Source organism: Aeribacillus sp. FSL K6-2833, assembly GCF_037965815.1.
GTDB lineage: Bacteria > Bacillota > Bacilli > Bacillales > Aeribacillaceae > Aeribacillus > Aeribacillus composti.
Map to the genome: position 1 here is coordinate 715,611 of NZ_CP150189.1, position 26,185 is coordinate 741,795.

Here is a 26,185-nt window from a genome sequence, read left to right on the forward strand (position 1 = left end):
CGGGTGATCGAGTAGCTCTCTTTTTCACGAACCGAACCATCGTATAGTCATAGAAACGACGGAAATTTAATGGTTATGAAACAGAATTTAAGCGTAAGAAGCAGGAGGGGAGGGAAAATCATGTTTAAGGTGCAGGTGATCGATGATGGCGAAGGAAACCGCGAATTGCTATGCCATGATCGGGAAAGCTTGCTTGATGCGGCTAATAGAAAGGGCATTAAAATTCCTTATGCTTGTAAAGGCGGTGGGTGTGGAATGTGCAAAATTAAAGTGGAGGAAGGAGAATTTGAAAGAGGTACCAGTTCCAAAGCAGTGTTGCCTGACACGGAAAGAGCGGTGAATTATACATTAGCATGCAAGACGTATCCAAAAACCGATATGAAGATTCTTATTGATCTATCTAAAGTCACTCACTCTTCTTAGGTGGTGAAAACATGAAAGCTGATGAACTGGACTTAACGAAAATTTATAAAATCTCTACTCTTACCAATCAAGGCGATCCACAAGAGCGAATAGTTACGATTCCAACAGCCGCCATGGGGATGCTGCGCCACGAGCTGATAGAAACGTTGGGAATCGAGCGAACGAAAGGGTTCCTTCTGCGTCATGGATGGCATTGCGGGGTTAAAGATGCGCAAAAAGCGTTAGAAATGGACTGGGATAGCAAAAAGGAGCTTTTATTCGTAGGTCCGAGAATGCATACGCTGCATGGCTATCTAGAAGAGGTAGATGTATTAGTGGCAGAAGTGGACTTTTCCAATGGAACGATGCACCATGAAGCAATTTGGAAAAATTCTTATGAAGCTGAAGAACATCTTCAAAGATTTGGGCTTGCTCACGAGCCTGTTTGTCATACACTTGTTGGCTATGCAAGCGGATATTTATCAACTATTCTTGGCAAAAAAGTCATAACGAAAGAGGTTAAATGCAAAGCAATGGGCCATGAATATTGCCACGCTGTCTGTCGAACTGTTGAAGAATGGGATGGCGAAATAGATGGCGAGCTCAAATATTATAAGGCAGATAATATTATCGGCGAGCTTGATGAGACGTTTAAGAAGCTAAAAATAGAAAGAGACAATCTTAGTAAAGCGTACGAGGTTCATCGAAAGCTGATGGAAGAGGTTCTAAAGGAAAATGACTTATCTTCGATTGCATACGCTCTTCATCAAATCACAAAGATACCTGTGCTCATAGAAGATGTCAATTTCAATCTAATTGCTTTCGCGGGGTTTCCAGAACAAAATGCTTCTTTTGCTTCCGATAACTTTAAAAAATGGATTCATCAAAAAAGTAAATACTTAAGAGATTTGAAAACTTTAAAGCAAACGTTATTTTTAGAATCTTTCTCTAAACAAAAAAGACTGATTACTCCGATCTATCTGGATCGAAAAATTGTCGGGTATTGCTCTTTTCTTTATGAAGAAAAAGCTCCGCAGGAAGTGGATAAGTTGATAATACAACATGGAGCGCTTGCTTGTTCGCTTTATTTGTTGAATGAGCGAACTCGCTTTAATACGGAGCAACGGATTAAGGGAAAATTTTTGGACGATATTTTATCTAAACAAATTTCTTTTGAAGAAATGACCAAGCGGGCCTATTATATAGGCTTTCAATTGAATGATCCGTACTTTATGATTGCAATCGATACTTTGCTTCAAAAACCATCAGTTGAAGAAGAGATGGGCTTTAACGATGATTTAATAAATGATATTTCCATATTTATGAAAAATCAAGGGTTAAATGCTTTATTTGGTCAAAAATCTGGAAAGGTCATCATTCTTTTATCCGAATGTCTGTTGTTAAAAAACAAGATGAATAAGGAAAACTTTTGTAAATCATTAATTGATTACTGTTCCAATAAATATCCTCAATATTTATTTAAAGTAGGAATCAGCTCAAACACCAGTTCAATAGAAGAGGCATCTCAACTGTATGAAGAGTGCCTGTCAGCGTTGAGGGTCGCCAACCGTCATCAGAAGATTATTTTCTTTGATTCCTTAGGGATTGAAGGAATCATCTTCCAAATGAAAAATATAAACCCGATTCAAAAGTTCATTTATAAAAAATTAGGAAAGTTAATTGAAGAAGATAAAAACAGAAATATGGAATTCACTAAAACACTTTATTATTACTTGAGCAACGGCAGCAATGTTCATAAAACAGCGCGTGCTATGAATTTTTCTATAAGCGGTTTGCGGTATCGGCTGCAAAAGATAAATGAAATTTTGCAAATCGATATCAATTCTCCCAGCGTAGGCTATCAGATGTTTTTGTCTCTTCGATTCCTCATCTACTGGGGGGAACTAAATATCGACCTAGATTTGCATTTAGATAAAGAGGAGATTGTTGGAGACTGAAAGATGAACAGCTTTTCTTTTTAAATAAATGGTCAAGGAGACTGGGACGGCACGTGAAATTGCAGCAGCTGCCTATATTGGAGAAATTCCGGATATAAATGGATCATTAAATATTAAGCTTGCTAAAAACATGATTCTTTCAAGCATCTGCTTTTGGTTCTCTAGGAATCAGCCGGTATTTTCTAAATCAAGACGATTATATTTTTGTCGAATGGATGCCTGTACATTTCTTCAACCCATTAACAGCAAGATTTGCCGAGTCAAGAGGAATGTAAAGAGAAGCTGTCATATGATATGTCTTCATGAATAGAAAAATCAGATATCCGAATCGTTAGCAAAAGTAGAAGAAACCTAAACGAGGTGCATACCATTATGCAGGTTATTGATGAAAAAGTGATTCAATTCGCTGACTGCCTTATAGAAGCGGAAAAAAATAGGAAAGCTGTTGAGCCGCTAACTTCTCTCGATCAAGAAATCACGGTAGAGACTGCATATCAAGTTCAATTAGTAAATATTCAACGGAAAGCTAACACCGGACAACGAATCGTAGGGAAAAAAATAGGATTAACATCCTTGGCGATGCAAAAGCTGTTAGGAGTCAATGAACCGGACTATGGTCATTTATTGGATGAAATGAAGGTGGAAAATAGAGGAGCTCTTCCTTATGAAAAGGTTCTCCAGCCAAAAGTAGAAGCAGAGATCGCCTTTGTTTTAAAGAAAGATTTAATCGGCCCAAGAGTAACAGAGCTGGATGTACTTCAAGCAACAGATTATATCGCTTCAGCCTTAGAAATTGTCGATAGCCGCATCGCCGATTGGAATATAAAATTGCAGGATACGATTGCTGACAATGCTTCTTCAGGTTTTTTTGTATTAGGTGACAAGCAAGTGGCTATTGATTCTTTAGATTTATCAAGGATAGGAATGGTGTTATATAAAAACGGAGAGGTCATGAACACAGGAGCAGGGGCGGCAGCTTTGGGGAATCCAGCTACCTGTGTAGCCTGGCTAGCCAATAAGCTATTTGAATACGGAATAACACTTAATGCAGGAGAGATTATTCTTTCAGGTGCTCTTTCCGCCGCCATCGATGCGGAGCCGGACGATTTTTTTCAAGCCCGTTTTGCTCATTTAGGCGAAGTAAGCGTTCGCTTTTGCTAGCAACAGTTAAAAAAGAGTGATAGAAACGGAGTGATATTCATGACTAAAGTAAACGTCGCTATTCTTGGATCAGGAAATATCGGCACAGATTTAATGTTGAAGCTGGAACGTTCCAATATTTTGCAATTAACAGCTATGATTGGGATTGATCCTGAATCAGATGGTTTGCGCCGTGCGAAAGAAAAAGGGTATACGGTTATCAGCACAGGAATCAAAGGGTTCCTCGAGCAACCGGAACTTGCTGATATCGTCTTTGATGCAACATCAGCTAAAGCGCATATCCGTCATGCAAAGCTGTTAAAGGAAGCGGGTAAGATGGTTCTTGACTTGACTCCTGCAGCTGTCGGAGCACTCGTCATTCCGGCTGTAAATCTCCATGAACAACTCGAAGAAAGGAACGTGAATCTCATTACATGCGGCGGCCAGGCGACCATTCCGATTGTCCACGCAATTAATCGGGTGAGTCGAGTTGATTATGCTGAAATTGTCGCAACCATTGCAAGTAAAAGTGCGGGACCGGGAACAAGGGCAAACATTGATGAGTTTACACAAACGACGGCACGCGGCATTGAAAAAATTGGCGGAGCCAAAAAGGGAAAAGCCATCATCATTTTAAATCCGGCGGAGCCGCCTATTATTATGAGAAATACTGTTTATGCTCTAGTAGAAGAAGCAAGTATGAATGAAAAAGCCATTGTTCAATCGATTTTAGAGATGGTGGAAACGGTCCAATCGTATGTACCGGGATACCGGATACGTACCGATCCAATCATTGATGGGAATAAAATCACTGTCTTCCTTGAAGTAGAAGGAGCAGGCGATTATTTGCCGAAATATTCTGGAAATCTTGATATTATGACGGCTGCTGCGGTAAAGGTTGCGGAAGAATTCGCAAAACATCAATTAGCAGCACAAACGGCGTAGAGGAGGAAAACCGCATGGCAAAAAAACGTGATGTATTAATTACGGAAGTAGCTTTGCGAGACGGGAGTCATGCCATTTCCCATCAATACACAGTCGATCAAGTCGCAAAAATCACCAAAGCTTTAGATGAAGCGAACGTTCCATACATCGAAGTCGCACACGGAGACGGATTGGCCGGTTCTTCTTTGCAGTATGGATTATCTCGCACAAATGAGCTCGAGCTGATTGAGGCCGCCGTGTCGGTTTGCAAGCAATCAAAGATCGCCGTCTTGCTTCTGCCGGGAATCGGCACGATGAAAGATTTAAAACATGCTGCCGAGCTTGGGGCGAAGATGGCGCGGGTTGCAACTCATGTAACAGAAGCAGACGTTTCTGCCCAGCACATTGGGCTGGCAAAAGAGCTTGGAATGGAAACAGTCGGATTTTTAATGATGGCCCACATGGCGCCAGTTGAAAAACTGGTAGAACAAGCAAAGCTGATGGAAAGCTACGGAGCGGATGTCGTTTATGTCGTTGACTCAGCAGGAGCGCTTCTTCCGCATGAAGTCAGGGATAGAATTCGTGCCCTTAAGCAGCATGTAGGAGTGGAAATTGGCTTTCATGGCCATAACAACCTGTCTCTGGCCATGGCGAACAGCTTGGTTGCCATCGAAGAAGGAGCGACCCGCATTGATGGAAGTGTTCGATGTTTGGGAGCAGGGGCAGGAAATACCCAGACGGAAGTGTTGGTAGCTGTGTTGGATCGATTAGGAAAGGAAACCGGTATTGATCTTTATAAAATGATGGATCTTGCAGAAGAAATTGTGGCGCCAATGCTTCCAGCTCCCCAAGAAATTACAAGAGACAGCCTTGTGCTGGGATATGCCGGTGTTTATTCAAGCTTTCTGCTCCACACCAAGCGGATAGCCCAAAAATTAGGGATTGACTCGCGCGATATTTTAGTTGAACTCGGCAAACGCAAAGTAGTTGGCGGTCAAGAAGACATGATTGTAGACGTAGCAACAGAAATTGCGAAGAAGAGAGAAAAATCGCCAGTTTCATAAGGAGGTGTTGGGGCAATGGCAGTAAAAGTTCGTCACTATCGAAAATTTGCTGAATTGTTAAATGAAGCGGAATATGAAAAAAGGGAGATTACTCGCATCACAGAAGATATTTTGGACCTTTCTGTGGAGGAATCATACAAGATACAAAAGGAGCTCATCAAAATCAAAATAAACAGCGGTCATCGCATCATTGGTTCGAAAATGGGGCTGACAAGTCAAGCGAAAATGACGCAAATGAATGTGAAAGAACCGATTTACGGATATCTTTTTGATTATATGTTCGTTCCAAGCGGCGGAGTCGTCCATTTGAGCGAATTTATACATCCGAAGGTAGAAGTGGAGATTGCTTTTATTTTAGGTGAGGACTTAGAGGGCCCAAATGTAACGAGAACACAAGTGCTGTCGGCAACAAAATATGTCGCACCGGCCTTAGAAATTATTGATAGCCGCTATAAAGATTTTAAGTTTACGTTGCCGGATGTTGTCGCAGATAACGCTTCATCGTCAAGAGTTGTAATCGGGAGCACATTGACTCCAATCCACACGTTAAAAATTGATTTAGATTTGATAGGTGCAGCGCTTTATATAAATGGGGAATTAAAAGCTTGCGGAGCTGGTGCAGCGGTATTCAATCATCCGGCAAATTCTGCTGCTGCTTTGGCCAATATGCTGGCGCGCAAAGGAGAGAGATTAAAAGCGGGCGACATGATTTTAACTGGGGGCATCACTGAGGCGATCAATCTAACAGCTGGAGATACAGTAATCGGGCAATTAGATCAACTCGGAGATGTTTCGTTTAGTGTAAAAGAATAAGAATGCGGATGCTTTGCTGGCGGTATATGAGATTTCATCTATAAAATAACATTCCATATTTAAGGAGGAATTTTGATGAATAATATCTTGTCATATGAATATGAAATTCACCTCCCTTCAACCGCAGAAGAGGGAAAGAAGTATCCTGTTGTTTTCGCATTGCACGGCATAGGGTATGACGAACAATACATGCTTTCATTAGTGGAAGATTTAAAAGAGGAATTTATTTTAATAGGCATTAGAGGTGATCTTCCATATGAAGATGGATATGCATATTATTATTTGAAAGAATATGGAAATCCAGAACGAAAATTGTTCGATATTAGTGTAAATAAATTAAAGAACTTTATTGAAGCTGCACTAAAAAAATATCCGATTGATTCTGACAAAGTATATTTGATTGGTTTTAGCCAAGGAGCAATCTTAAGTATGACACTCGCTTTAATATTGGGCGAAAAAATAAAAGGGATTGTTGCAATGAATGGATATATACCATCGTTTGTGAAGGAAGAATATCCATTGAAGTCTATCGAGCGGTTGTCTGTGTTTTTAACTCAAGGAGAATCAGATCATATTTTTCCTTTAAACATTGGACAGGAAAACTATGATTATTTGCGCAAACATGCAGCTTCTGTGAAGTATACCATTTATCCGGCTGGACATGAAATATCGCAAGACAATCAACGAGACATCGTTTCATGGCTGCGTCAGGATGCTTACAACTACGGTCAAAATAAGACGACAAATCTCGCATGATAAAAGGCATCGATTTAATAATATTGGGGGAGGTTGATTATGATAGAAACGGGAAAGTATGCTGATGTGAAAGGAATCAAAACACATTATCACGAGGACGGGAAAGGAGAACCCCTTCTTCTTATTCATGGCTCTGGTCCCGGGGTTTCTGCATGGGCTAATTGGCGTTTAGTATTTCCGCTCCTTTCCCAGCATTTTCATCTTTATGCCCCAGATGTCGTAGGATTTGGTTATACGGAAAGGCCGAAAGATATTCAATATTCCGTGAATGTATGGGTCGAACACATGATTAACTTTGTCGAGACGATGAATCTTGAGAAGGTTTCAATCATTGGAAATTCCATGGGTGGAGCTTTAGCTCTGCATATTGCAAATCGTCGCCCTGATCTTGTTAAGAAGTTAATTTTGATGGGAAGCGCAGGGATTGAATTTCCAATTACAGAGGAACTTGATGCCGTTTGGGGATATACGCCGAGCATTGAAAATATGAAAAAAATCATTGGCATTATGTCAAATGATCCAAGCATGGGGGAAAATGACAACCTGGTCAAAATGCGCTATGAAGCTAGCATTCAGGAAGGTTTTCAAGAATCGTATTCCGCCATGTTTCCGCCGCCTAGACAAAAACATGTGAATGCTTTGGCGCTTACAGAGGAACAATTGCGGGCAATAGAAATTCCGGTTTTACTCATTCACGGAAGAGAAGACCGGGTGATCCCATTGGACAAAACAAGCTGGAAATTATCTCAAATTGTTCCTGACGCCCGACTTCATGTCTTTCCAAATTGCGGCCATTGGGTGCAAATCGAAAAAACAGAATTTTTTGCAGGTCAAGTAATAGAATTTTTGAATAAATAAGCGGATTTTTTACGTACTGCTTCCTGCTTTCAATATGTGCAAAAACCATTTTTTCTTTTCTTAACGTAATCAGAATTCGTTTAATTTAGCGAGGGGATGCTGATGATCACCGTTTGTAAAAAACATATTAAGAACGGAATAAACTTACTCAACACACCGCACGTACAAAAATTATCGCAGAAATATTGGGAGCATGAATGTATTTTTTGTGATGAACCAGCTCATTTTAAACTTTTTTATAGTACGCCTTACAGTACGTCCTATCGAAAATTCCTTTCCTTAAACAAAAATCATTCGTCGCTTACTGGTTAATTCTGAATTTAAAATAGAATCTTTTTGTTTTTAAGCCCGCGCCGGGTTTCGTTTGCTGACCGCCCTCTGCCTATGGCAGTTTGGCTAGAGCATTCGAAGTCCGGCGTTTTAATTTATCTAAAAAACTCAATACAGGCTGAGCAGTTAATTTAAGTAAGAGAGAAGCTTTGATTCTTTAATAAAATTTTAATCTCCGTTCGATATATGAATTTGTAGATAAGCGAGATTCCCTTTTGCAGTGTCTCTGCAATATACCCCAAATATACGCAGAGCGATTAGTCTCATCTATTTCCATTTCCATATGTGTTTACATCAGTTGAGATTAAGAAAATATGATGTCAAAAACGGTACAGTGCGCTTTTAACATTTGGAAAGAAAAATAAATTACAAACTCTGAATTAACTAGTGTTACTCTAATGGGTTCAAGCAACAACAGAGTTTTTAATAAATTCATAGTTTTCAATTGATTAGGTTTTCTTAACAACAACAAGAGGCTGTAATCTTATTTTCCATAATGATTTTTTTAAAAATCTATTTCTCAATTTGAGCCTGTCGGCTTTAAAATATTTCTATAATAATTATTATAATTTCTATTGATTTTATGGGTATTTGTTGTTATATTATTAAAAAATGAAAATTAATTATCAATTATTGATAATTATCGAGTTTCAAATGAAGTAAGGGGGGATGAAAATGGAAGCCATACGAGCTGCAAGGGGTCCCCAGCTTCGTTGTAAAGGATGGCGGCAGGAAGCCCTATTGCGATTATTAGAAAATGTGCTAGAGAATGGGGAAAATCCTAAAGAGCTTGTCGTATATGCCGCATTAGGAAAAGCCGCTCGAAATAGGGGATCATATCAAGCGATTGTCGAGGCATTAAAAAATTTAGAGGAAGATGAAACTTTAGTAATTCAGTCTGGTAAACCGATTGGTATTTTCAAGACACATGCTTATGCTCCGCTAGTCGTTATGGCGAACTGTAATTTAGTAGGGAAATGGGCAAATAGCGAAAATTTCTATGAACTTCAAGAGAAAGGATTGATTGCCTGGGGAGGTTTAACGGCTGGAGCCTGGCAGTATATCGGTTCTCAAGGGGTTATTCAAGGAACTTATGAAATATTCGCCACTATTGCTCGCAAGTATTTTCACGGCAGTTTGGCTGGCCGCTTTATTTTAACGGCTGGTTTAGGAGGAATGGGAGGTGCACAGCCGCTCGCAGGTGTAATGGCCAACGCAGCCATCTTGTGTGTAGAAGTGGATGAAGATCGAATTGATAGACGAATAGAAACAGGATATTTGCAAAAGAAAACACACAGTTTGGATGAAGCGCTGCAATGGATTGAGCAAGCGAAAAGAGATAAAAAGAGTTTATCTGTTGGATTGGTTGGCAATGCCGCCCAAGTTTATCCGGAAATTTTAAAACGGGGAATCATCCCTGATATTGTGACTGATCAAACATCCGCTCACGATCTTGTGTATGGCTATATCCCGGAAAACTATACGATCGAGGAAGTACATGAAGCAAGAAAGCTAAACCCGAAAAAGCTGGCTGCTGATGCTCGCAAATCTATAGCAAAAGAAGTTCGGGCTATGCTGGAATTTAAGCGGCGCGGCGCCATTGTTTTTGATAACGGGAATAACATCCGGACACAGGCATCACAAGAAGGTGTTCATGATGCGTTCGAAATTGACATTTTCACCGAAGCATTTTTACGTCCATTATTTAGTCGAGCAATTGGACCATTTCGTTGGATTGCTTTGTCGGGGGATCCAGAAGACATTTACAAAATAGATGACTATATTCTTGAACACTTTCCTGACAATGAAATTGCGACCATTTGGATTAGGCTGGCCAAAGAGTATGTTCCATTTCAAGGATTGCCGGCGCGTATCGGTTGGTTTGGCCACGGAGATCGTACAAAACTGGCAACAGCAGTCAATGAAATGGTGCAAAAAGGCCAATTGAGCGGTCCGATTGCATTTACTCGTGACCATCTCGATGCTGCATCGATGGCTCACCCGAATATTATGACGGAACGAATGAAAGATGGAAGTGATGCAATTGCCGATTGGCCGCTTCTGAACGCTATGCTGAATTGCTCTTCAATGGCGGATTTAGTCGCTATTCATTCAGGCGGAGGTGGCTATACCGGTTATATGACAAGCGCCGGTGTAACGATAGTAGCCGACGGTACTGAGCAAGCAAGCATAAGATTAAATCTTACGCTTGATAATGATACAGGACTCGGTGTTTTACGTTATGCTGATGCAGGATATGAAGAAGCATTGGATGAGGTTGAGAAAAAAGGATTGCGGAGAATTGACATAAAGTAGTGATCAGCAACAGATAAATAGATTAGGAGGAATGATGGTTGTGCGTCAATTAACGAAAGACGACGTATTGGCCGCTGTAAAAGGAGGATCAGTCTTTGCTTCCGGCGGCGGCGGTTGGGTTGATCATGGTCTGGAAATTGGCATGGCGGCCATTGCAGTAGGAAAGCCGAAGTTAGTTTCTGTCGATGAATTGCAGGATGATGACATTATTGTCACTGCAACTGCCATCGGTGCTCCAGCGGGAACAACTGATTGGCAAATGCTTGGAAAAGATTATATAAAAGCAGTGCAGCTTGTACAAGAAAACTATAATGGAAAAGTTGTCGGTTTGATGACCCCGCAAAACGGAATGTCCAGCAGCATTAATGGTTGGCTTCCAGCCGCAGCACTTGATTTGGTTGTGGTTGATGCTACTGGGGATATGCGTGCTCATCCGACTGGTAAGATGGGGGCAATGGGGCTTGCTGGACGTTTGGATTTTGAAACGGTGCAGGCCGTTGCCGGAGGAAAACCAGAAACTGGATCGTACATTGAGTTAGTAGTCAAAGGGACGCCTGCGAAAACATCAAATATTTTGCGGACAGCATCAGATATGTCTGGAGGATTTATCGCTTGCGCGCGGCATCCTATACCTGCTAGTTATGTGAAGCAGCATGCGGCTATCGGCGGCATAAGCCGAGCGTTAGAGCTTGGGTACGCGATTATGAATGCGGAACCGAAGGGTGCTGAAGCGGTAATAGAAACGATTTGTCAGACGACAAAAGGATATATTGTAGGAAGCGGAAAAGTGGTCAAAAAAGATGTCCATTACAAAGGCGCCTTTGATATCGGTACAATTTTGGTTGAAGGAGAGGGGAAAAAACTCACCCTTCATGTCATGAATGAGTATATGGCTGTAGATGACGAAAGAGGCAACAGGTTGACAACATATCCAGACGTCATTACAACACTCAATCCAAATACAGGGGAACCTGTCAGCGTTGGACATGTAGAAGAAGGAATGGACATCATTGTATTTAGCATTAACAAATCAAATATTCCATTGAGTTCTAGTGTGAAGGATCCTTTAGTTTACCCAGAGGTTGAGCAAGCATTAGGTATCAGCATTGCTGATTATGCTTTGGCAACTGATGAGAGTTAAGACAAAGCCAGCTGGAAGGTGTAGTGAATGTCGCTAAATGGTTCGCAAACGTTAAAAAAAGCGTTAGACATTTTATTTGTCCTAGGAGAAGCAGAAACACCATTATCTGTCAGTGAAATTGCTCAACGAGCCTCAATTCCGGAGAGCACTGTCTATCGTTTATTGCAAACGTTAGAGAATAACGGAATTATTGAGAGGAAATCTAAAGGACAAATAACTCTTGGGTTACGCATTCTAGAATTAGCCCGCAGTCTAACGCAACAAATGGATCGTTATTTAAACGTAATTGCACGTCCGATAATGGAGAAAATTACTGAGAAAACGAATGAAACATCGATTCTAGCAGTTCGTTCAGGGATTGAAGTAATTTGTATAGAAAGTATCGCAAGCTCGCGCTTAATTCGATTTGCCATTGAGAATGGAAGATTGCTGCCTCTTCATCGGGGGGCATCTGGAAAAATTATTCTCGCATATGAAAATGAAAAAATAGTAGAACAAGTATTGCAAAAACTTTCGAGTGAACAGGAGAAGAAGCAGCTCATTTCTGAATTAGAAAAAATTAGGAAGCAAGGGTACTGTATAACGATAGGAGAAGTAGATTCGGACATTTGCGGAATTTCAGCGCCTATCTTCAATTACCAGGGACGAGTTGTAGCGAGTTTGACTGTCGCAGGGCCTGCTGAACGGATTGACTTAGAAGCAAGAGAGAACATCGTTAGTGTAATAACGGATGCTGCTCATCAAGTATCGCAAAAATTTATCGAAACAGCTACTTTTTGATCATGGTCAGGAAGAGGGAGTGCAAATGGAGCAGAAAGTGTATGATCTCGTAATTGAGGGAAATATCGTGCTCCCTGATCGGGTGCTATATAATGGTTCAGTTGCTATCAAAGATGGAAAGATCGCATCTGTTTCTAAAATCAGCCATGAACGGAGATCACATAAAGTTTTGAAAGCTCATGGAAAATATGTTCTTCCAGGAGCGATTGACGCTCATGTTCATAGCTACAGCGCTTTGACAGAAGGCTTTGCAGCCGCCACCCGCTCTGCTGCTGCAGGGGGAGTAACCACGATTATCGAAATGCCATATGATGCTGATCAACTTATATGCACAAAAGAAAGATATGCCGCAAAAAAACAAAAGCTGTCCAAAGAGGCAGTAGTGGATGTAGCGATGCTGGCAACGATTAAACCGAAAAACGGGCTTGATCAAATTCCTCTTCTTGCTGAAGAAGGAGCATGCGGCTTCAAAGTTTCTATGTTTAATACGGATTCCGTCCGTTTTCCACGCATTGATGACGGTGAGCTGTTGGAAGCTTTTTCTCTCATAGCGAAAACCGGTTGTCCAGTTGGTGTTCATGCAGAAACGGACGAAATTGTTAGAAAATATATAGAAAAATACAAACAAAAAGGAGAGACAGACCCACGCGCTCATTGCTGGAGTCGTCCGAAAGTCGCAGAGTCTACCGCGGTTTTAACGGCGTTAGAACTAGCTTACTGGACTGGAGTTCACTTACACATATATCACTGTACGTTTCCGCGCATTTTTGAGCTGGTTCAATGGTTCCGCCAACAAGGCACTAAAGTGACCGCAGAGACGTGCACTCACTATTTGATTTTATCCGAAGAAGATATGCCTTCCTTGCACGCAAGGGGAAAAATAAATCCGCCGTTGCGGACAAAGGAAGATGTGGAACAATTATGGATTCAGCTTTCACAAGGAATGATCGATTTGGTCACTTCAGATCACGCTCCTTGGACGATTGACCGAAAAAATCATGCGGATATTTTCCAAAACTCATCAGGGGCCCCGGGAGTTGAAACGCTGTTGCCGCTGCTTTACAGCGAAGGGGTTGCAAAAGGAAGAATATCTATGCTTACACTTGTCCATCTACTTAGTGAGAATCCAGCCAAGACGTTTGGTTTATCGCACTGTAAAGGAAGGATAGAGGAAGGGATGGATGCTGATTTAGTGGTATTAGATCCCAACCAAAGCTGGGTATTAAATGAGTCTGAGTTGCACTCTCATGCCGGATGGAGTCCTTATCATGGTTTTACTGTTCAAGGGAAAATTATTAACACATTTGTAAGAGGAAAGCTTGTATATGATGGAAAAGTCATCGGAAATCCAGGTGATGGCAAGTTCATCCACGCAGAGCACGATGCGGTTAAAAAATCATTGCAAAGCGATACAGTGAGGTGCTCTGTTCAATGAGAGTCAATACTGAGCGTTTGAAAGAAGATATTGAAGCTTTGGCTAATTTTGTCGACAAAAGTCAGATTGGTTGGACAAGAAGGGCCTTTACACCGTTTTACGAAGAGGCAAGGGGCTGGCTCAAGGATAAAATGAAATCATTAAATTTAGAGGTTAATGTTGATGCCGCAGCCAATGTGATTGGAACTCTTCCCGGAAAAGAAAAGCATCTTCCTGTCATCATGATCGGTTCTCATATTGATACCGTCAAAGGCGGCGGAAGATTTGACGGCATCATCGGGGTTGTCGCCGGTCTAGAGATTGTTCGTTTGCTTAAAGAAAATGGGATACAGCTGCGTCATCCGTTGCAAGTGGTTGATTTTACAGCGGAAGAACCAAGTGAGTTTGGCATTTCAACGATCGGCAGTCGAGGAATGGTGAATAATTTGCCGGAAACAATGCTGCTTAGGAAAGATTTGCAAGGAATTACTCTGCGGGAAGCATTAAAGAGATCTGGAGGAAATCCAGAGCGATTGACGCTTGAAGCGCGTAAACCGGGAGATGTAGCTCTATATTTAGAATTGCACATTGAACAAGGTCCGGTGCTTGAGCAGACAAACCATCAGCTTGGTGTTGTTCGAGGCATTGCAGGTATTCAGCGTTATCGCCTCACTGTTGAAGGGGAACCGAATCATGCTGGAACAACACCTATGAACCTAAGAAAAGATGCGCTTACTGCAGCTGCTGAGATCATTCTTTGTTTCGAACAGCTTTGCCAGGAAACCTACACGGAAGAAGTTGTAGGAACCGTTGGAAAACTCATGAATGAACCGAATGCAGCGAATGTCATACCAGGAAAGGTGACTTGCGAACTAGAGATTCGCTCGTTGGATAAAGATATTCAAGACATGATCATAACTCAGCTCCATCATGCTGCCTTGCAAATTTCAAAGCGACGCGGGGTTTCTGTTCAATTTGACTGCTTGTCACAATCAGAACCGATTCTTGTACAAAATAATGTCCGCAGTGTAATTGAGCAGGCATGCAAAGAGGTGGCACCCACGATGTTTTTATCGAGCGGTGCCGGCCATGATGCCAATCAAATAGCTCGTATTGCTCCAATCGGTATGATCTTTGTGCCGAGTAAAAACGGCAGAAGCCACTGTCCTGAAGAATGGACTGATTATGAAGATGTCGCTTTAGGTGTGCAAGCATTGTTGAAGGCGTTGCTGCTGTTTGACCAGCAGCTGGACTAAAATGCCGGTAAAAAAATGAAAAAACGAAAGTGTGGATAGGGATGGAGTACTTAAAAGACACCGTGACCTATATTTTTGAAAATTCAGATCGTTTTTTGGAGGCTTTGCAGGTTCATTTGGGGCTTAGTTTTATCGCGTTATTGATATCAATGTTAATTTGTATTCCATTGGGGATCGTATGTGCCAAAAAGCCAAAGTTTTCAGGATTGATTATGAATGTATTCAATTCTTTACGAGTTATTCCTAGCTTGGCTATTATTGTGATCATATTGCCAATCATGGGAATGGGATTTTATCCTGCATTAATCGCTTTGATCATTCTGGCATGTCCGCCGATTACGATCAATACCTTTTTAGGATTTCGAGGAATTGATTCTTCCATTATTGAAGCTGCGTCTGGTATGGGGATGGACAGCAAACAAATTTTGACCAAAATAGAAATTCCTCTCGCTCTTCCAGTCATCATTGCTGGCTGTCGAACAGCTGCAGTAGAGATTATTGCTAGCGCAACCTTAGCTGCCTTTATTGGAGGCGGAGGATTAGGAACATTCATTGTTAACGGAATGGGAATGTATAACATTCCTCTGTTGCTAGTCGGAGCATTGCCAGTTGCTTTTTTGGCTATCTGTTCCGAAGTTTGCTTCGCAGCTGTAGAGCGTTTGGTCACGCGCTATCAAAGGGATTAGAGGAAACGTAAGTTGATTGATCTGAATACTATGTATTTTACTTTCTGTTATGAAAATAGGAGGAATTATCATGAAAAAAAGACTTATTCTTTTATTTACTTTAGTCGTTTTACTAATATCCACGGCTGCTTGCGGCGGTCAAAAAGAATCAGAAAACACAAGTGATAAAAATGAGACGACTATCAAAGTTGGATCGAAAAACTTTACAGAATCGCTTATTTTAGGAGAGATTTATTCTCTAGCTTTGGAGGAAGCTGGTTATAAAGTTGAAAGAAAATTAAATTTAGGCGGTACAATGGTTGCTCATACAGCATTGAAAGAGGGAGAAATTGATATGTATCCGGAATATACGGGTACAGGGCTAATCAATGTTTTACAAGAAAAACCTATGTCTGATCCGCAAAAAGTATATGATCTTGTATCCCAAAAATATAAAGAGAAGTTTAATCTTGTTTGGCTAGAACCAACAGATGTAAACAATTCCCAAGCTTTAGTCACGACAAAAAAAGTAGCAGAAAAGTACGGAGTAACGACTTTGTCGAAATTGGCGGAAGTCGCTCCAAAATTAAGACTGGCGGCTGTTCCAGAATTTGAAGAACGCGATGACGGTTTAAAAGGTTTGCAAAAATTTTACGGCGGGTTTCAGTTTAAATCGGTGCAATTATTTGACTACGGAATTAAATATCGCGTAATCCTTAATGATGAAGCGGATGTGACAGTTGGATTTACGACTGACGGCGATTTGACTAATGAGGAATTGGTACTGCTTGAGGACGACAAAAAGTTTTGGCCTCCATATTATGTAGCACCTGTCATTCGTGAAGAAACTTTGGAAAAAGATCCGAAAATTGAGGAAGTGCTGAATAAAGTTTCCAAACACTTGAATAATAAGGTTGTGCAAAATTTGAATGCTGAGGTTGATATTCAAAAACGTGAATACACTGAAGTAGCAAAAGAGTTCCTTGAAGAAAAAGGCATTATTAAAAAGTAATTATGCCTAAATCCGAGTGAAACCAGGAACTTTCAAAGGCGGTGGTTTCGTGTCAAACATAATCATTCAGTTTGATAAGGTGAGCAAGACGTTCCCTAAAGCCAGCAAACCTTCTGTCTATGAAACTAGCTTATCAATAGAAGAAGGAAGCTTCATCACCATTTTGGGAACATCGGGATCAGGAAAGACGACATTATTAAAAATGATAAACAGAATTCATGAGCCTTCATCAGGAAAAATTTTTGTTCAAGGAGAAGATATTACAAAAGTTCCAGTGACACAACTTAGGCGTAAAATAGGATATGTCATTCAGCAAATCGGTCTGTTTCCTCATATGACTGTCAAAGAAAATATAGCAACAGTGCCGAGAATTTTGAAATGGGATGGAGAAAAGATCAACGAGCGCGTAGACTTTCTTTTAAGGCTTGTTCATCTGCCGCCTGAGGATTTTCGAGATCGATATCCAAGACAATTGTCTGGAGGGCAGCAACAGCGAGTGGGGATTGCCAGAGCGATGGCTAGTGATCCAGATATTTTATTAATGGATGAACCTTTTGGTGCAATTGACGCCATTACCCGTTCCAGTTTACAGGATGAACTGCTGGCAATTCAAAAAAAGATGCGCAAAACGATTCTTTTTGTGACACATGATATTGAGGAGGCGCTCAAGCTAGGGGACAAAATTATTGTGATGAATGAAGGAAAAGTCCAGCAATTTGATACGCCGATTAACATCCTTATGAACCCAGCTAATGAATTTGTCAGCCAACTTGTTAAATCAGACGATGTTTTCCAATTACTTTCTTTTTTGAATGCAGAAAAAGCAATGGTTCCGTTGCAAGGGGAAATGCATGAAAAAAGTGCGGAAGTTTCAACGGAAACAAATCTTAAAACGGTTCTTTCTCTGTTGCTGAAAAAGGATATAGACAATGTGGTTGTCGTCGACAATCAAAACAAACCTGTAGGACAAATTGGTCTGGATCAATTGAAAATAAAGGATCAGGATTCCTTATATTCGGTAAGCAGGTGAAGCCTATGGTAAATTATATTACTAATTATTATGACACTATTTTGGCGCTGTTTCTTGATCACCTTCGCTTGACGTTTGGTGCGCTGGCAATTGCCCTATTATTTGCTCTTCCAGTAGGTTATCTTTTGACTCGCTGGAAGAGTCTTTCTGTACTGGTATTGTCAATATTGGGAATTATTTATGTTATTCCCAGCATGGCATTTTTTGCTTTGCTCATTCCTTTTTTAGGATTGGGCATGAAGCCGGCTATCTTTGCGCTTGTCGCTTACAGTCAGCTGATTTTGGTGCGTAATGTAATGGTTGGTTTTCAATCAATTGATCAAGCGATTATTGAGGCGGGTAAGGGAATGGGGCTTAATTGGTTTCATTTATTTTGGAAAATAGAGTTGCCTCTAGCGTTGCCAATTATTCTTGGCGGCGTACGGATTGCAGCTGTTGCGATTATTGGCATTGGAACGATTGCAGCATGGATAAACGCCGGCGGCTTAGGAGTTCTTTTATTTGAAGGTCTTTACCAAAATTCAACTCATAAGATTATCATTGGGACTATACTCGTTTCCACCTTAGCGCTCATAACGAACTATATTTTGTTAAGACTTGAGAACCGTTTGGCATTAAAAGCGAAAGGGCAGCTATAAAACATTCATAAAAGAGAGGGTTTTTCATGGGGCAACAAACAATTATCCTCGATGGTAAGTCACTCACGATTCAACAAGTTGCTCAAGTTGCTGAACAAAAGGCTGAAGTAGAAATCAGCCAGGAGGCTATGGAACGGCTTCGTGCTGCCAGAGAGTTAGTGTTGAATTGGGATTCGGTCCATGCCCCTGTCTATGGATTTAATACAGGGGTTGGGATTAATAAAGATCGTCAGGTGCATGAAAAACAATATGAGCAATTCAATAGAAGTTTAATTTTTTCCCACTGTATTGGTGTAAAGCCGGAAGCAGATGAGAAGACGGTTAGAGCCGCGATGCTCATTCGTTTAAATACATTGTTATTAGGTTATACCGGCGTACAGCCGGAAATAGCACAAATGTACAAACGCTTTTTAAATGAGGGAATTCATCCGGTCATACCAGAAAGAGCCTCTGTTGGGGCAGCGGATTTGGGAAATCTAGCTCATATCGGATTAGCTATGATCGGCGAGGGAGAAGTCATTTATCGGGGAAAAAGAATGAATGCAAGCGAGGCGCTGAAGAAGGCGGGTATAAAATCAATTGTTCTCGGTCCGAAAGATGGCTTAGCCATTGCTAGCTCTAATGCTTTTGCTGCAGCCAAGGCATCGCTGCTGCTGAATGAAGTTAAACAATTAATCGACTTGTCCGACATTGTATTTGCTCTTTCTCTCGAAGGGTTGAACGGCAATATTTCCCCTTTAGATGAGTCTGTTTTAAGAATACGGCCTTTCCCTGGAAATTTAGCAAGTGCCGGATTAATAAAGGCTTGTCTTGAGGGAAGCTATTTGTCGTTGCAGCACTTAAATCGGCCGCTTCAGGATCCGCTAAGCTTCAGAGGAGCTTTTGCCGTGCACGGCGCTGTTAGGGATGCGATCGATTATACTGAAAAAAATCTGCTCATACAATTAAATTCAAGCGATGATAATCCATGTGTTCTGGTGGATGAACAGCGGATATTGTCATGTTCCAATTACGAAGTAACGACTTGGGTGCTGGCAATTGAAATGCTTGGACAGGCTCTTGCACATTTGTCCAAAATATCTTGTTTCCGTACGATCAAATTATCATCACCCAATTTTTCAGGACTGCCGCGCTTTTTATCTCCTGATAATGGCCAAAACGTATTGGCTTTTAGTACAATTCAAAAAACCTTTGCGGCGCTTGACGCAGAAATTCGCCATCTGTCTAATCCAATAAATGCTGATTTTATAGCGTTATCAGGGGAAATTGAAGATCATGCCAACAATTCTGTTCAAGTGGTTGACAAAACAGCAAAAATAGTTGATAACTTGTATTACATTTTGGGAATAGAAGCGATGCATGCTGCTCAGGCGATTGATTTGAGAAAAGATATAAGTCTTGGTCACGGAACGGAATTGGCATATAAGATGATCAGGCAGGAAGTCCCTTTTTTAGATGCTGACAGAAACCTGTCAGTTGATATTGAGAAAATGTACAAGTTGTTGAAGTCAGGAGAAATTTGCCGTGCAGTAAGAGACAAATTAGGGGAAATTTGTTGGGGCGTTATGAGGTGTCATAATGATCAAGATTAATGTACAGCGATTAATGAAACATATAAAAGATTTGAGTAAATTTGGTCACGACCCTAATGGAGGCGTGACCAGATTTCCTTTTACAGACGAGGAACGCGAAGCTAAACAATACATAGTACACTTGATGAAACAAATAGGCTTAGAGATTTACGAAGATGAAATAGGAAATTTATTCGGAAAACGTGTAGGCACTGATTCTGCTTTGCCGTCAATTTTAATTGGCTCCCATTTGGATACAGTGAAAAATGGCGGGATGTTTGATGGTGCCCTAGGGGTATTAGCCGGTATAGAAATATTACAGACGATGATGGAGCAAGGCATTCAAACGAGGCATTCCATTTCAGTTGCGGCATTTACTGATGAAGAAGGAGTGCGATTCTCAACCGGAATGCTTGGCAGCCGGGCATTGACGGGGGAATTGCAAGAAGAAGAGCTGTTTCAGTATAAGGATGAAAATGGCATAAGCATTGCTGATGCGATGGTGCAATGTGGATATAATCCGAAATTAGTGCACCGTGCGCGACGTTGCTCTGAAGAATTCAAAGCTTTTCTCGAGCTGCATATTGAACAAGGAAAAGTGCTTGAAAGTGAACAAGCACCTGTAGGAATCGTTACTGGCATTGTAGGTGTCAAATGGTTAAAGGTAACCATTAGAGGAGAAGAGGGACATGCAGGAACGACACCAATGGCGATGCGAAAAGATCCAGTTACAGTAGCCGCCCGCTTAATTGATTTTGTGGAACAAAAAGCACAGCAGAGCGACGGATTGCGAGCAACCGTTGGAAGTATCCGCGTGTTCCCCGGGAGTATAAACGTTATTCCGCGTGAAGTGGAATTATTTTTCGATATTCGTCATCTATCTTGGGAGCTTATTTGTCAAATGGAAGATGATATCCAAATGTTTTTATCTGCATGCTGCAATACAAAAGGCATGACTTTTACAGTAGAAGCGACTCATGAGCTAAAACCGGTTAGCTGCTCTCCTGTATTAATCGAAGCGATACAAACAGCAGCGAAACGAACAGGGACAAAATTTCTGATGCTGCCAAGCGGAGCGGCCCATGATGCTATGATATTAGCTTCTTTAACAAAAATCGGAATGGTATTTGTCCGGTCAAAAGACGGCATCAGCCATAGTCCATTAGAGTGGTCGGATGTTGATGATATTGAAGCAGCCGCCAATATACTGCTGCACGCTCTTTTAGATATCGCAGAAGCTGAAAAAATATGAAAAGATAACATGATCTAGAGAGATTTTTTAACAATTTAGGTTTTTGCCGACGAGTAAATAGTTAGAATATCATTTTGGTTAAAGTTGCAAAAAATCGTATATAGATTTTCTTCTCGGCTGACGGCTTCTTCGCCTTTGGCAGTCCGCTTAAAGCCTCTGAACCCCAACGCTTAGTTCATGGAAAGAGGCCGCTATGCAAGGAGAACACATCATGCAGCCATGCGAAGCGGCCTGAAGAAGCTGTTCATTGCATCGCTTTATGGTGAACAGAAAAAACACATTTCTATGGAAGCGGATCTATCATTATTTTTCAATAAGATTGTCAATACAACACTTGCGCTCTTGGTGATCTTCGCTTCGGTGTGCCTCGGACTCATTTAGCTTCTTTTGAGAGTCCTTAAAAAATAATTTGTTTTTTCCTCTTGTCATCATCATTCGAAACTATCTTCTTTACCACAATTGATTTATTCTAGGTGCAAAAACCTTTAAAGGGGCTGTCCAGAAAGTCAAAATCCACTGAAAACGAAACATCATAAGCATTGATATATCAACGTTTCTAAAACATCAAAGGGGCGTCTATAAGCCGGAAAAATCGACTTATTAGACAGCCCCCATGTTGTTTTTTGATCTTACTCTGCGTATGAATACGTAATTTAACATGCCAAATTTCTGCTGCAATCCAGTTCCGGCAGGTTGGTCACAACGCTTTCAACGAGAATAACGGTCAGCTTGCTGGAAACGTAAAACTTGAAAGCTAATACACAAACTGCTTAGCGCAGGTACGGCTGTCATTGTGACGGATCACTTGCATCCGGGGGAATGCTTTCCCGGATCAGACCCGGTAAATATCGTCACAACTTGTCTGTTCTTATAAAAGTTTATGACTGCTCGGTCTTGACATTGCGGAACCGATTCAAGCCGACGCGGCGGCAAAAGCTGCCGAAATCCTCACCAGGCTCACGCTCGCGAACGAACGTCTCGAGTACAGGTCGGACGGTGTCGACCAGTTGATCGAACGGTACAGTTTCCGTGAATCGTTCGTTTAGTGCTGTGCCGAGTGAATTTCCGCCTAAAAAAATATCATACTTGCCAGGTGCACGGCCGATAAAAGCGATGTTGGCGTTGTACGGGCGCGCACAGCCGTTTGAGCATCCAGTCATGCGGACGGTGATGGTCTCGTCCGAGAGGCCAAGCTCATGAAACAGCTGCTCAAACTGTGGCAACAGATCGGGCAGAGCCCGCTCCGACTCGGCCAGCGCAAGTCCGCAGGTCGGCAGGGCTACACATGCCATTGTATTTTTTCGGACTGTTGATAGCTCATGTGGAAGCGGCACTCCCACAGAGCGCAATCGCTCTTCAATCGCCGGTCGAAATTCGTCTGGAATGCCGCTCAGGATCACATTTTGCTGCGTGGTGAGGCGAACGGTCGGACGAAATTCGCGCACAATGTTTTGAAGTGCCGATTTCAATTTCATGGTTTCAGTATCTTTAATACGACCATATGGAACGAACAGGCCAAGGTAGCTTATCCCGTCACGCTCACGGTGCCAGCCGAGATGGTCGTGCCCGTTGTGCCATTCCAGCTTTCTCGGTGGCTCTAAAGTACGCCCAAGCCTTGTCTCAACCTCTTGCCGGAACCAATCCAGTCCTCGCCGGTCGATTAAATATTTCATGCGGGCAAAACGGCGGTTTGAGCGATCTCCGAAGTCCCGTTCGATGGTCACAATGGCTACGCAAGTATCAAGGATTGTGTCTACGACATCCTTCCTGGGCACATAGCAAAGCGGACTCGCTAGCCTCGGATAAGTTGCCTGAACGACCGCCGTTCGTCCCATACCGCCGCCTACCAGCACAGTATAGCCAGCAACGTGTCCGTTCTCGATATGTGCCACAAGTCCGATGTCATTGTCGTACACATCGATGCAGTTATCTCCTTCCGGTACCATCGCAACCTTGAACTTACGCGGGAGGTATACATCACCGTACAGCGGCTCCTCAGTCTCTCCATCAGAAAGCTGAACCGGTTCGCCGTCAAGCCAGATTTCGTGATACGCATTTGTCTTAGGACTCAGCCGATCAGTCAGTGCAAGCAGATCTTCCCGCATCTCGGCGCGGAACGGCTCATCGCCTGGCTTTGCGCAACAGATGATGTTCCGCCCCGAATCGCCGCAGGCGCCAAGTGTTGTGATTAGTGATTCGTTCAGCCTTTTTATGGTAGCCTTCAAGTTCCCTTTCAGTATGCCGTGAAGTTGGATGGTTTGACGCGTCGTAATGCGCAGCGTCCCGTATTCCGAATATTCATCGGCTAAGCGATCGAACACCAAATATTGATCCGGATTCAACACCCCACCTGGTATTCGGGCACGCACCATCATCGAGTAATGCTTCTCTTTGCCTTCTTTCAAAAGCTTGTGCCGCAAATCCCGGTCGTCCTGCTGGTAAACACCGTGAAACTTCAATACCTGTACATTTTCTTCCGAAAACATCGGTTTGCCATCTTGAAGAGCTTCCTTGATTGTCCCTCGTAAATAGCGGCTTTGTCGCTTAATCACTTCGATTTTTGATTCTTTTTTGTTTTGAGTAGACAAATACAATCACTCCTCCCTGAATTCTGATTTGTTTACTATGATATAAAGAAAAAGACGAAAACACACCATCCAAAAGGACGTCAATTTGACCCATCCACTACAAAACTTGTTATATTTTTCAGCCGATCTATATGGTAAGCTGTTAGGAGCAGTCATCAAGAAAGGAGGCGTCTCCATGCTGGGAAATGTGTGCGGATCAGATTCAGGATTTGTGAAATCTGCGTTTGCAGGATCAGGGAAAAAATCGTTCTAGAGGATACAGATTTAATTAACACGCAAAAAAAATAAACGAATGGAATTTCTTTTTTTGCTGTAAAAGTCAGCAGGATAAACATGGTTCCTACGTTCGATAACGCAGAGCTAAAAATACATATTTGTACACTCATTTTCCCCATTAACCCCCTTCCCATCACCAAGATTGAGTAAGAACCATAAACATGTACATTTTTGACTGTTTAAGAGTGTACATGTTTTTTTCTCTTTAAGTGATTTTGATATGTATAATATTAATCAAGGTCGCGCATTATCCAATCTCTTTTATGCATTCTTAAACTAGCATTTCATTTCTGCCGATTCACCCCGCACCTTTAAATGTAATGAAGGGGGGAGAAATCAGGTTTTTTTATCATGGTATTCTTGAAATACCTTCCTGTATTGTAATAAAATGAAAATAGATTCATAGAACTTTAGTTCTATCAGGAGGTGGTATTTGGAAAAACTTAGGGCTTTTGATATGTGGTCAGGGAAATGAGGATTTCCTTTTTCAATCGGCATGATCCGGTAAGGAAGGGAATTTGCAAACCCTAAAACCTGTGAAAAATGTGCTTGCCCTCATAACAGTGTGTGCATGCTGCAGACAGCTGGCAGAAAACTATATGATTGATCAAATAGTCACTAAATTCAGGTAAAGAGGCATTTGGCAAATAGAACATTTGAAAGAAGAGGGCTGATTTTTATAATGAGATATTTTTGTAATTTAAGGCTTAAGCTGACCTCATGATCATGGTAATTGCCGCATGACAAATATGCTCCTGTTCCATGAAGCTTGTACATATCATGGTTTGAAAAAGAGCCAATCACAAAATAAGCAATTTCTTTTATAAAATAATTTCGAATTTTTTCGATATGATAAAAATAGGACTAAAAAATGATACAATGAAAGCGATTATAAAATTGGGAGGGGAAATGAAATGAAAGCAGCAAGATGGCACAACGCTAGAGACATTCGAGTAGAGGAAGTAGAAGAACCGAAAGCAGGGAAAGGAAAAGTAAAAATTAAAGTAGAATGGGCAGGAATTTGCGGAAGCGATTTACACGAATATGCGGCAGGTCCAATTTTTGTTCCTGTTCAAGAGCCTCATCCTGTCAGTAAAGATGTGGCGCCAATTATCATGGGCCACGAATTTTCTGGTCAAGTAGTTGAAGTTGGAGAAGGCGTTACGAAAGTAAAGGTTGGGGATCCTGTCGTTGTAGAACCTATTCTTCGCTGTGGGGAATGTCCAGCTTGTAAAAAAGGTAAGTACAATCTTTGCGAATCTTTAGGATTCCACGGTTTATCCGGTGGCGGCGGCGGATTCTCTGAGTATACTGTCGTTGATGAGCATATGGTGCATAAAATGCCTGAAGGTCTTTCTTATGAACAAGGAGCATTGGTGGAGCCTGCGGCTGTAGCCTTGCATGCTGTTAGATTAAGCAAAATCAAACCTGGTGATAAAGCCGCTGTGTTTGGAACAGGTCCTATAGGTCTTCTTGTGATTGAAGCATTAAAAGCAGCTGGCACTTCAGAAATTTATGCAGTAGAAGTTTCCAAAGAACGTTTGCAAAAAGCGAAAGAACTCGGTGCTACATCTGTCATCAATCCAATAGAGGAAGATCCGGTTCAAAAGCTTCATGAATTAACCGATGGCGGAGTCGACGTTGCATTTGAAGTAACGGGAATACCGGCTGTTTTACAACAAGCTATTGACAGCACTGCATTTGAAGGAGAAACAGTCATCGTTAGCATATGGGAAAAAGAAGCGGGCATTCAGCCAAATAATATCGTATTAAAAGAAAGAAACGTAAAAGGAATTATTGCATACCGCGATATCTTCCCTGCTGTAATGGAATTAATGAAACGAGGCTACTTCCAAGCAGAAAAACTCGTTACGAAACGAATTAAGCTAGATGATATTGTAGCAGAAGGATTTGAAACGCTGATAAAAGAAAAAGACCAAGTGAAAATTTTGGTAAAACCAGAATAAACATTTAAACAGAGTAGGGAGAAAACGGTGCGGA

At 41.6% G+C, this 26,185-nt stretch carries 22 protein-coding genes; 21 read left to right on the forward strand and 1 reads right to left on the reverse strand.

Annotated features, from left to right (window positions below; translation table 11 throughout):
- The first annotated feature begins 120 nt into the window (after positions 1 to 120).
- The 19 genes from NSQ94_RS03575 (at position 121) to NSQ94_RS03665 (ending at position 21,320) form a co-directional block, all read left to right on the forward strand.
- A complete protein-coding gene (locus tag NSQ94_RS03575) occupies positions 121 to 423 on the forward strand; it encodes a 2Fe-2S iron-sulfur cluster binding domain-containing protein (RefSeq protein WP_130157373.1) in 303 nt (100 codons plus the stop codon).
- Positions 424 to 434: 11 nt separating this feature from the next.
- Positions 435 to 2,360, forward strand: coding sequence for a XylR N-terminal domain-containing protein (locus tag NSQ94_RS03580; RefSeq protein ID WP_339230142.1), 1,926 nt, complete (start codon positions 435 to 437; stop codon positions 2,358 to 2,360).
- Between the two features lie 372 nt (positions 2,361 to 2,732).
- Positions 2,733 to 3,521, forward strand: coding sequence for a 2-keto-4-pentenoate hydratase (locus tag NSQ94_RS03585; protein WP_339230144.1), 789 nt, complete (start codon positions 2,733 to 2,735; stop codon positions 3,519 to 3,521).
- Positions 3,522 to 3,560: 39 nt separating this feature from the next.
- A complete protein-coding gene (locus tag NSQ94_RS03590) occupies positions 3,561 to 4,445 on the forward strand; it encodes an acetaldehyde dehydrogenase (acetylating) (RefSeq protein ID WP_327856718.1) in 885 nt (294 codons plus the stop codon).
- Between the two features lie 14 nt (positions 4,446 to 4,459).
- Positions 4,460 to 5,488, forward strand: coding sequence for a 4-hydroxy-2-oxovalerate aldolase (gene dmpG, locus NSQ94_RS03595; protein WP_339230146.1), 1,029 nt, complete (start codon positions 4,460 to 4,462; stop codon positions 5,486 to 5,488).
- A gap of 15 nt (positions 5,489 to 5,503) precedes the next feature.
- Entirely contained in the window at positions 5,504 to 6,301 is a 798-nt protein-coding gene (locus NSQ94_RS03600) for a fumarylacetoacetate hydrolase family protein (protein WP_144598167.1), read from the forward strand.
- Between the two features lie 75 nt (positions 6,302 to 6,376).
- Complete coding sequence (locus NSQ94_RS03605; RefSeq protein WP_144598166.1) at positions 6,377 to 7,057, forward strand: alpha/beta hydrolase-fold protein; 681 nt, start codon at positions 6,377 to 6,379, stop codon at positions 7,055 to 7,057.
- A 39-nt stretch (positions 7,058 to 7,096) separates the two neighbouring features.
- A complete protein-coding gene (locus NSQ94_RS03610; protein ID WP_327848651.1) occupies positions 7,097 to 7,915 on the forward strand; it encodes an alpha/beta hydrolase in 819 nt (272 codons plus the stop codon).
- A gap of 1,005 nt (positions 7,916 to 8,920) precedes the next feature.
- The gene (locus NSQ94_RS03615; RefSeq protein WP_339230149.1) at positions 8,921 to 10,561 is read left to right on the forward strand and encodes a urocanate hydratase; all 1,641 of its coding nucleotides are present in this window, start codon (positions 8,921 to 8,923) and stop codon (positions 10,559 to 10,561) included.
- Positions 10,562 to 10,592: 31 nt separating this feature from the next.
- A complete protein-coding gene (locus tag NSQ94_RS03620; protein ID WP_339230151.1) occupies positions 10,593 to 11,702 on the forward strand; it encodes a DUF917 domain-containing protein in 1,110 nt (369 codons plus the stop codon).
- Positions 11,703 to 11,729: 27 nt separating this feature from the next.
- Positions 11,730 to 12,482 carry an IclR family transcriptional regulator gene (locus tag NSQ94_RS03625; protein WP_327848678.1) on the forward strand — a complete coding sequence of 251 codons (753 nt, stop codon included), beginning with the start codon at positions 11,730 to 11,732 and terminating at the stop codon, positions 12,480 to 12,482.
- Between the two features lie 25 nt (positions 12,483 to 12,507).
- Positions 12,508 to 13,917 (forward strand): dihydroorotase family protein, encoded by a 1,410-nt coding sequence (locus NSQ94_RS03630; RefSeq protein ID WP_339230153.1) that lies wholly within the window; start codon positions 12,508 to 12,510, stop codon positions 13,915 to 13,917.
- The gene (locus NSQ94_RS03635; protein WP_144598161.1) at positions 13,914 to 15,152 is read left to right on the forward strand and encodes a Zn-dependent hydrolase; all 1,239 of its coding nucleotides are present in this window, start codon (positions 13,914 to 13,916) and stop codon (positions 15,150 to 15,152) included. The genes NSQ94_RS03630 and NSQ94_RS03635 overlap by 4 nt, the downstream gene beginning before the upstream one ends.
- A 41-nt stretch (positions 15,153 to 15,193) precedes the next feature.
- Positions 15,194 to 15,838, forward strand: coding sequence for an ABC transporter permease (locus NSQ94_RS03640; RefSeq protein ID WP_339230155.1), 645 nt, complete (start codon positions 15,194 to 15,196; stop codon positions 15,836 to 15,838).
- Positions 15,839 to 15,908: 70 nt separating this feature from the next.
- Positions 15,909 to 16,829 carry a glycine betaine ABC transporter substrate-binding protein gene (locus NSQ94_RS03645; RefSeq protein WP_144598160.1) on the forward strand — a complete coding sequence of 307 codons (921 nt, stop codon included), beginning with the start codon at positions 15,909 to 15,911 and terminating at the stop codon, positions 16,827 to 16,829.
- A 49-nt stretch (positions 16,830 to 16,878) separates the two neighbouring features.
- Positions 16,879 to 17,859, forward strand: a complete 981-nt coding sequence (locus tag NSQ94_RS03650) for an ABC transporter ATP-binding protein (protein WP_144598159.1) — start codon at positions 16,879 to 16,881, stop codon at positions 17,857 to 17,859.
- A 5-nt stretch (positions 17,860 to 17,864) separates the two neighbouring features.
- Entirely contained in the window at positions 17,865 to 18,497 is a 633-nt protein-coding gene (locus NSQ94_RS03655; protein WP_130157402.1) for an ABC transporter permease, read from the forward strand.
- 26 nt (positions 18,498 to 18,523) lie between these two features.
- Positions 18,524 to 20,089 (forward strand): aromatic amino acid ammonia-lyase, encoded by a 1,566-nt coding sequence (locus NSQ94_RS03660; protein WP_339230158.1) that lies wholly within the window; start codon positions 18,524 to 18,526, stop codon positions 20,087 to 20,089.
- On the forward strand, positions 20,076 to 21,320 hold the full coding sequence (locus NSQ94_RS03665; protein ID WP_339230160.1) for a Zn-dependent hydrolase: 1,245 nt from the start codon (positions 20,076 to 20,078) through the stop codon (positions 21,318 to 21,320). The genes NSQ94_RS03660 and NSQ94_RS03665 overlap by 14 nt, the downstream gene beginning before the upstream one ends.
- 878 nt (positions 21,321 to 22,198) lie before the next feature.
- Here NSQ94_RS03665 and NSQ94_RS03670 read toward each other — a convergent pair.
- Entirely contained in the window at positions 22,199 to 23,908 is a 1,710-nt protein-coding gene (locus NSQ94_RS03670) for an NADPH-dependent assimilatory sulfite reductase hemoprotein subunit (RefSeq protein WP_339230162.1), read from the reverse strand.
- Between the two features lie 85 nt (positions 23,909 to 23,993).
- Between NSQ94_RS03670 and NSQ94_RS03675 the strand changes: the two genes are divergently transcribed.
- Both NSQ94_RS03675 and NSQ94_RS03680 read left to right on the forward strand, forming a co-directional pair.
- Entirely contained in the window at positions 23,994 to 24,161 is a 168-nt protein-coding gene (locus NSQ94_RS03675; protein ID WP_339230164.1) for a hypothetical protein, read from the forward strand.
- A gap of 937 nt (positions 24,162 to 25,098) precedes the next feature.
- The gene (locus tag NSQ94_RS03680) at positions 25,099 to 26,151 is read left to right on the forward strand and encodes a 2,3-butanediol dehydrogenase (RefSeq protein ID WP_339230166.1); all 1,053 of its coding nucleotides are present in this window, start codon (positions 25,099 to 25,101) and stop codon (positions 26,149 to 26,151) included.
- Positions 26,152 to 26,185: the final 34 nt, after the last annotated feature.

Coding starts and splice junctions, on each gene's coding strand:
- NSQ94_RS03645 (WP_144598160.1), top strand. CDS start 15,909: ATGAAAAAAAGACTTATTCTTTTATTTACTTTAGTCGTTTTACTAATA.
- NSQ94_RS03575 (WP_130157373.1), top strand. CDS start 121: ATGTTTAAGGTGCAGGTGATCGATGATGGCGAAGGAAACCGCGAATTG.
- NSQ94_RS03610 (WP_327848651.1), top strand. CDS start 7,097: ATGATAGAAACGGGAAAGTATGCTGATGTGAAAGGAATCAAAACACAT.
- NSQ94_RS03580 (WP_339230142.1), top strand. CDS start 435: ATGAAAGCTGATGAACTGGACTTAACGAAAATTTATAAAATCTCTACT.
- dmpG (WP_339230146.1), top strand. CDS start 4,460: ATGGCAAAAAAACGTGATGTATTAATTACGGAAGTAGCTTTGCGAGAC.
- NSQ94_RS03585 (WP_339230144.1), top strand. CDS start 2,733: ATGCAGGTTATTGATGAAAAAGTGATTCAATTCGCTGACTGCCTTATA.
- NSQ94_RS03615 (WP_339230149.1), top strand. CDS start 8,921: ATGGAAGCCATACGAGCTGCAAGGGGTCCCCAGCTTCGTTGTAAAGGA.
- NSQ94_RS03665 (WP_339230160.1), top strand. CDS start 20,076: ATGATCAAGATTAATGTACAGCGATTAATGAAACATATAAAAGATTTG.
- NSQ94_RS03640 (WP_339230155.1), top strand. CDS start 15,194: ATGGAGTACTTAAAAGACACCGTGACCTATATTTTTGAAAATTCAGAT.
- NSQ94_RS03600 (WP_144598167.1), top strand. CDS start 5,504: ATGGCAGTAAAAGTTCGTCACTATCGAAAATTTGCTGAATTGTTAAAT.
- NSQ94_RS03630 (WP_339230153.1), top strand. CDS start 12,508: ATGGAGCAGAAAGTGTATGATCTCGTAATTGAGGGAAATATCGTGCTC.
- NSQ94_RS03590 (WP_327856718.1), top strand. CDS start 3,561: ATGACTAAAGTAAACGTCGCTATTCTTGGATCAGGAAATATCGGCACA.
- NSQ94_RS03620 (WP_339230151.1), top strand. CDS start 10,593: ATGATGGTTGTGCGTCAATTAACGAAAGACGACGTATTGGCCGCTGTA.
- NSQ94_RS03680 (WP_339230166.1), top strand. CDS start 25,099: ATGAAAGCAGCAAGATGGCACAACGCTAGAGACATTCGAGTAGAGGAA.
- NSQ94_RS03655 (WP_130157402.1), top strand. CDS start 17,865: ATGGTAAATTATATTACTAATTATTATGACACTATTTTGGCGCTGTTT.
- NSQ94_RS03625 (WP_327848678.1), top strand. CDS start 11,730: ATGTCGCTAAATGGTTCGCAAACGTTAAAAAAAGCGTTAGACATTTTA.
- NSQ94_RS03605 (WP_144598166.1), top strand. CDS start 6,377: ATGAATAATATCTTGTCATATGAATATGAAATTCACCTCCCTTCAACC.
- NSQ94_RS03660 (WP_339230158.1), top strand. CDS start 18,524: ATGGGGCAACAAACAATTATCCTCGATGGTAAGTCACTCACGATTCAA.
- NSQ94_RS03635 (WP_144598161.1), top strand. CDS start 13,914: ATGAGAGTCAATACTGAGCGTTTGAAAGAAGATATTGAAGCTTTGGCT.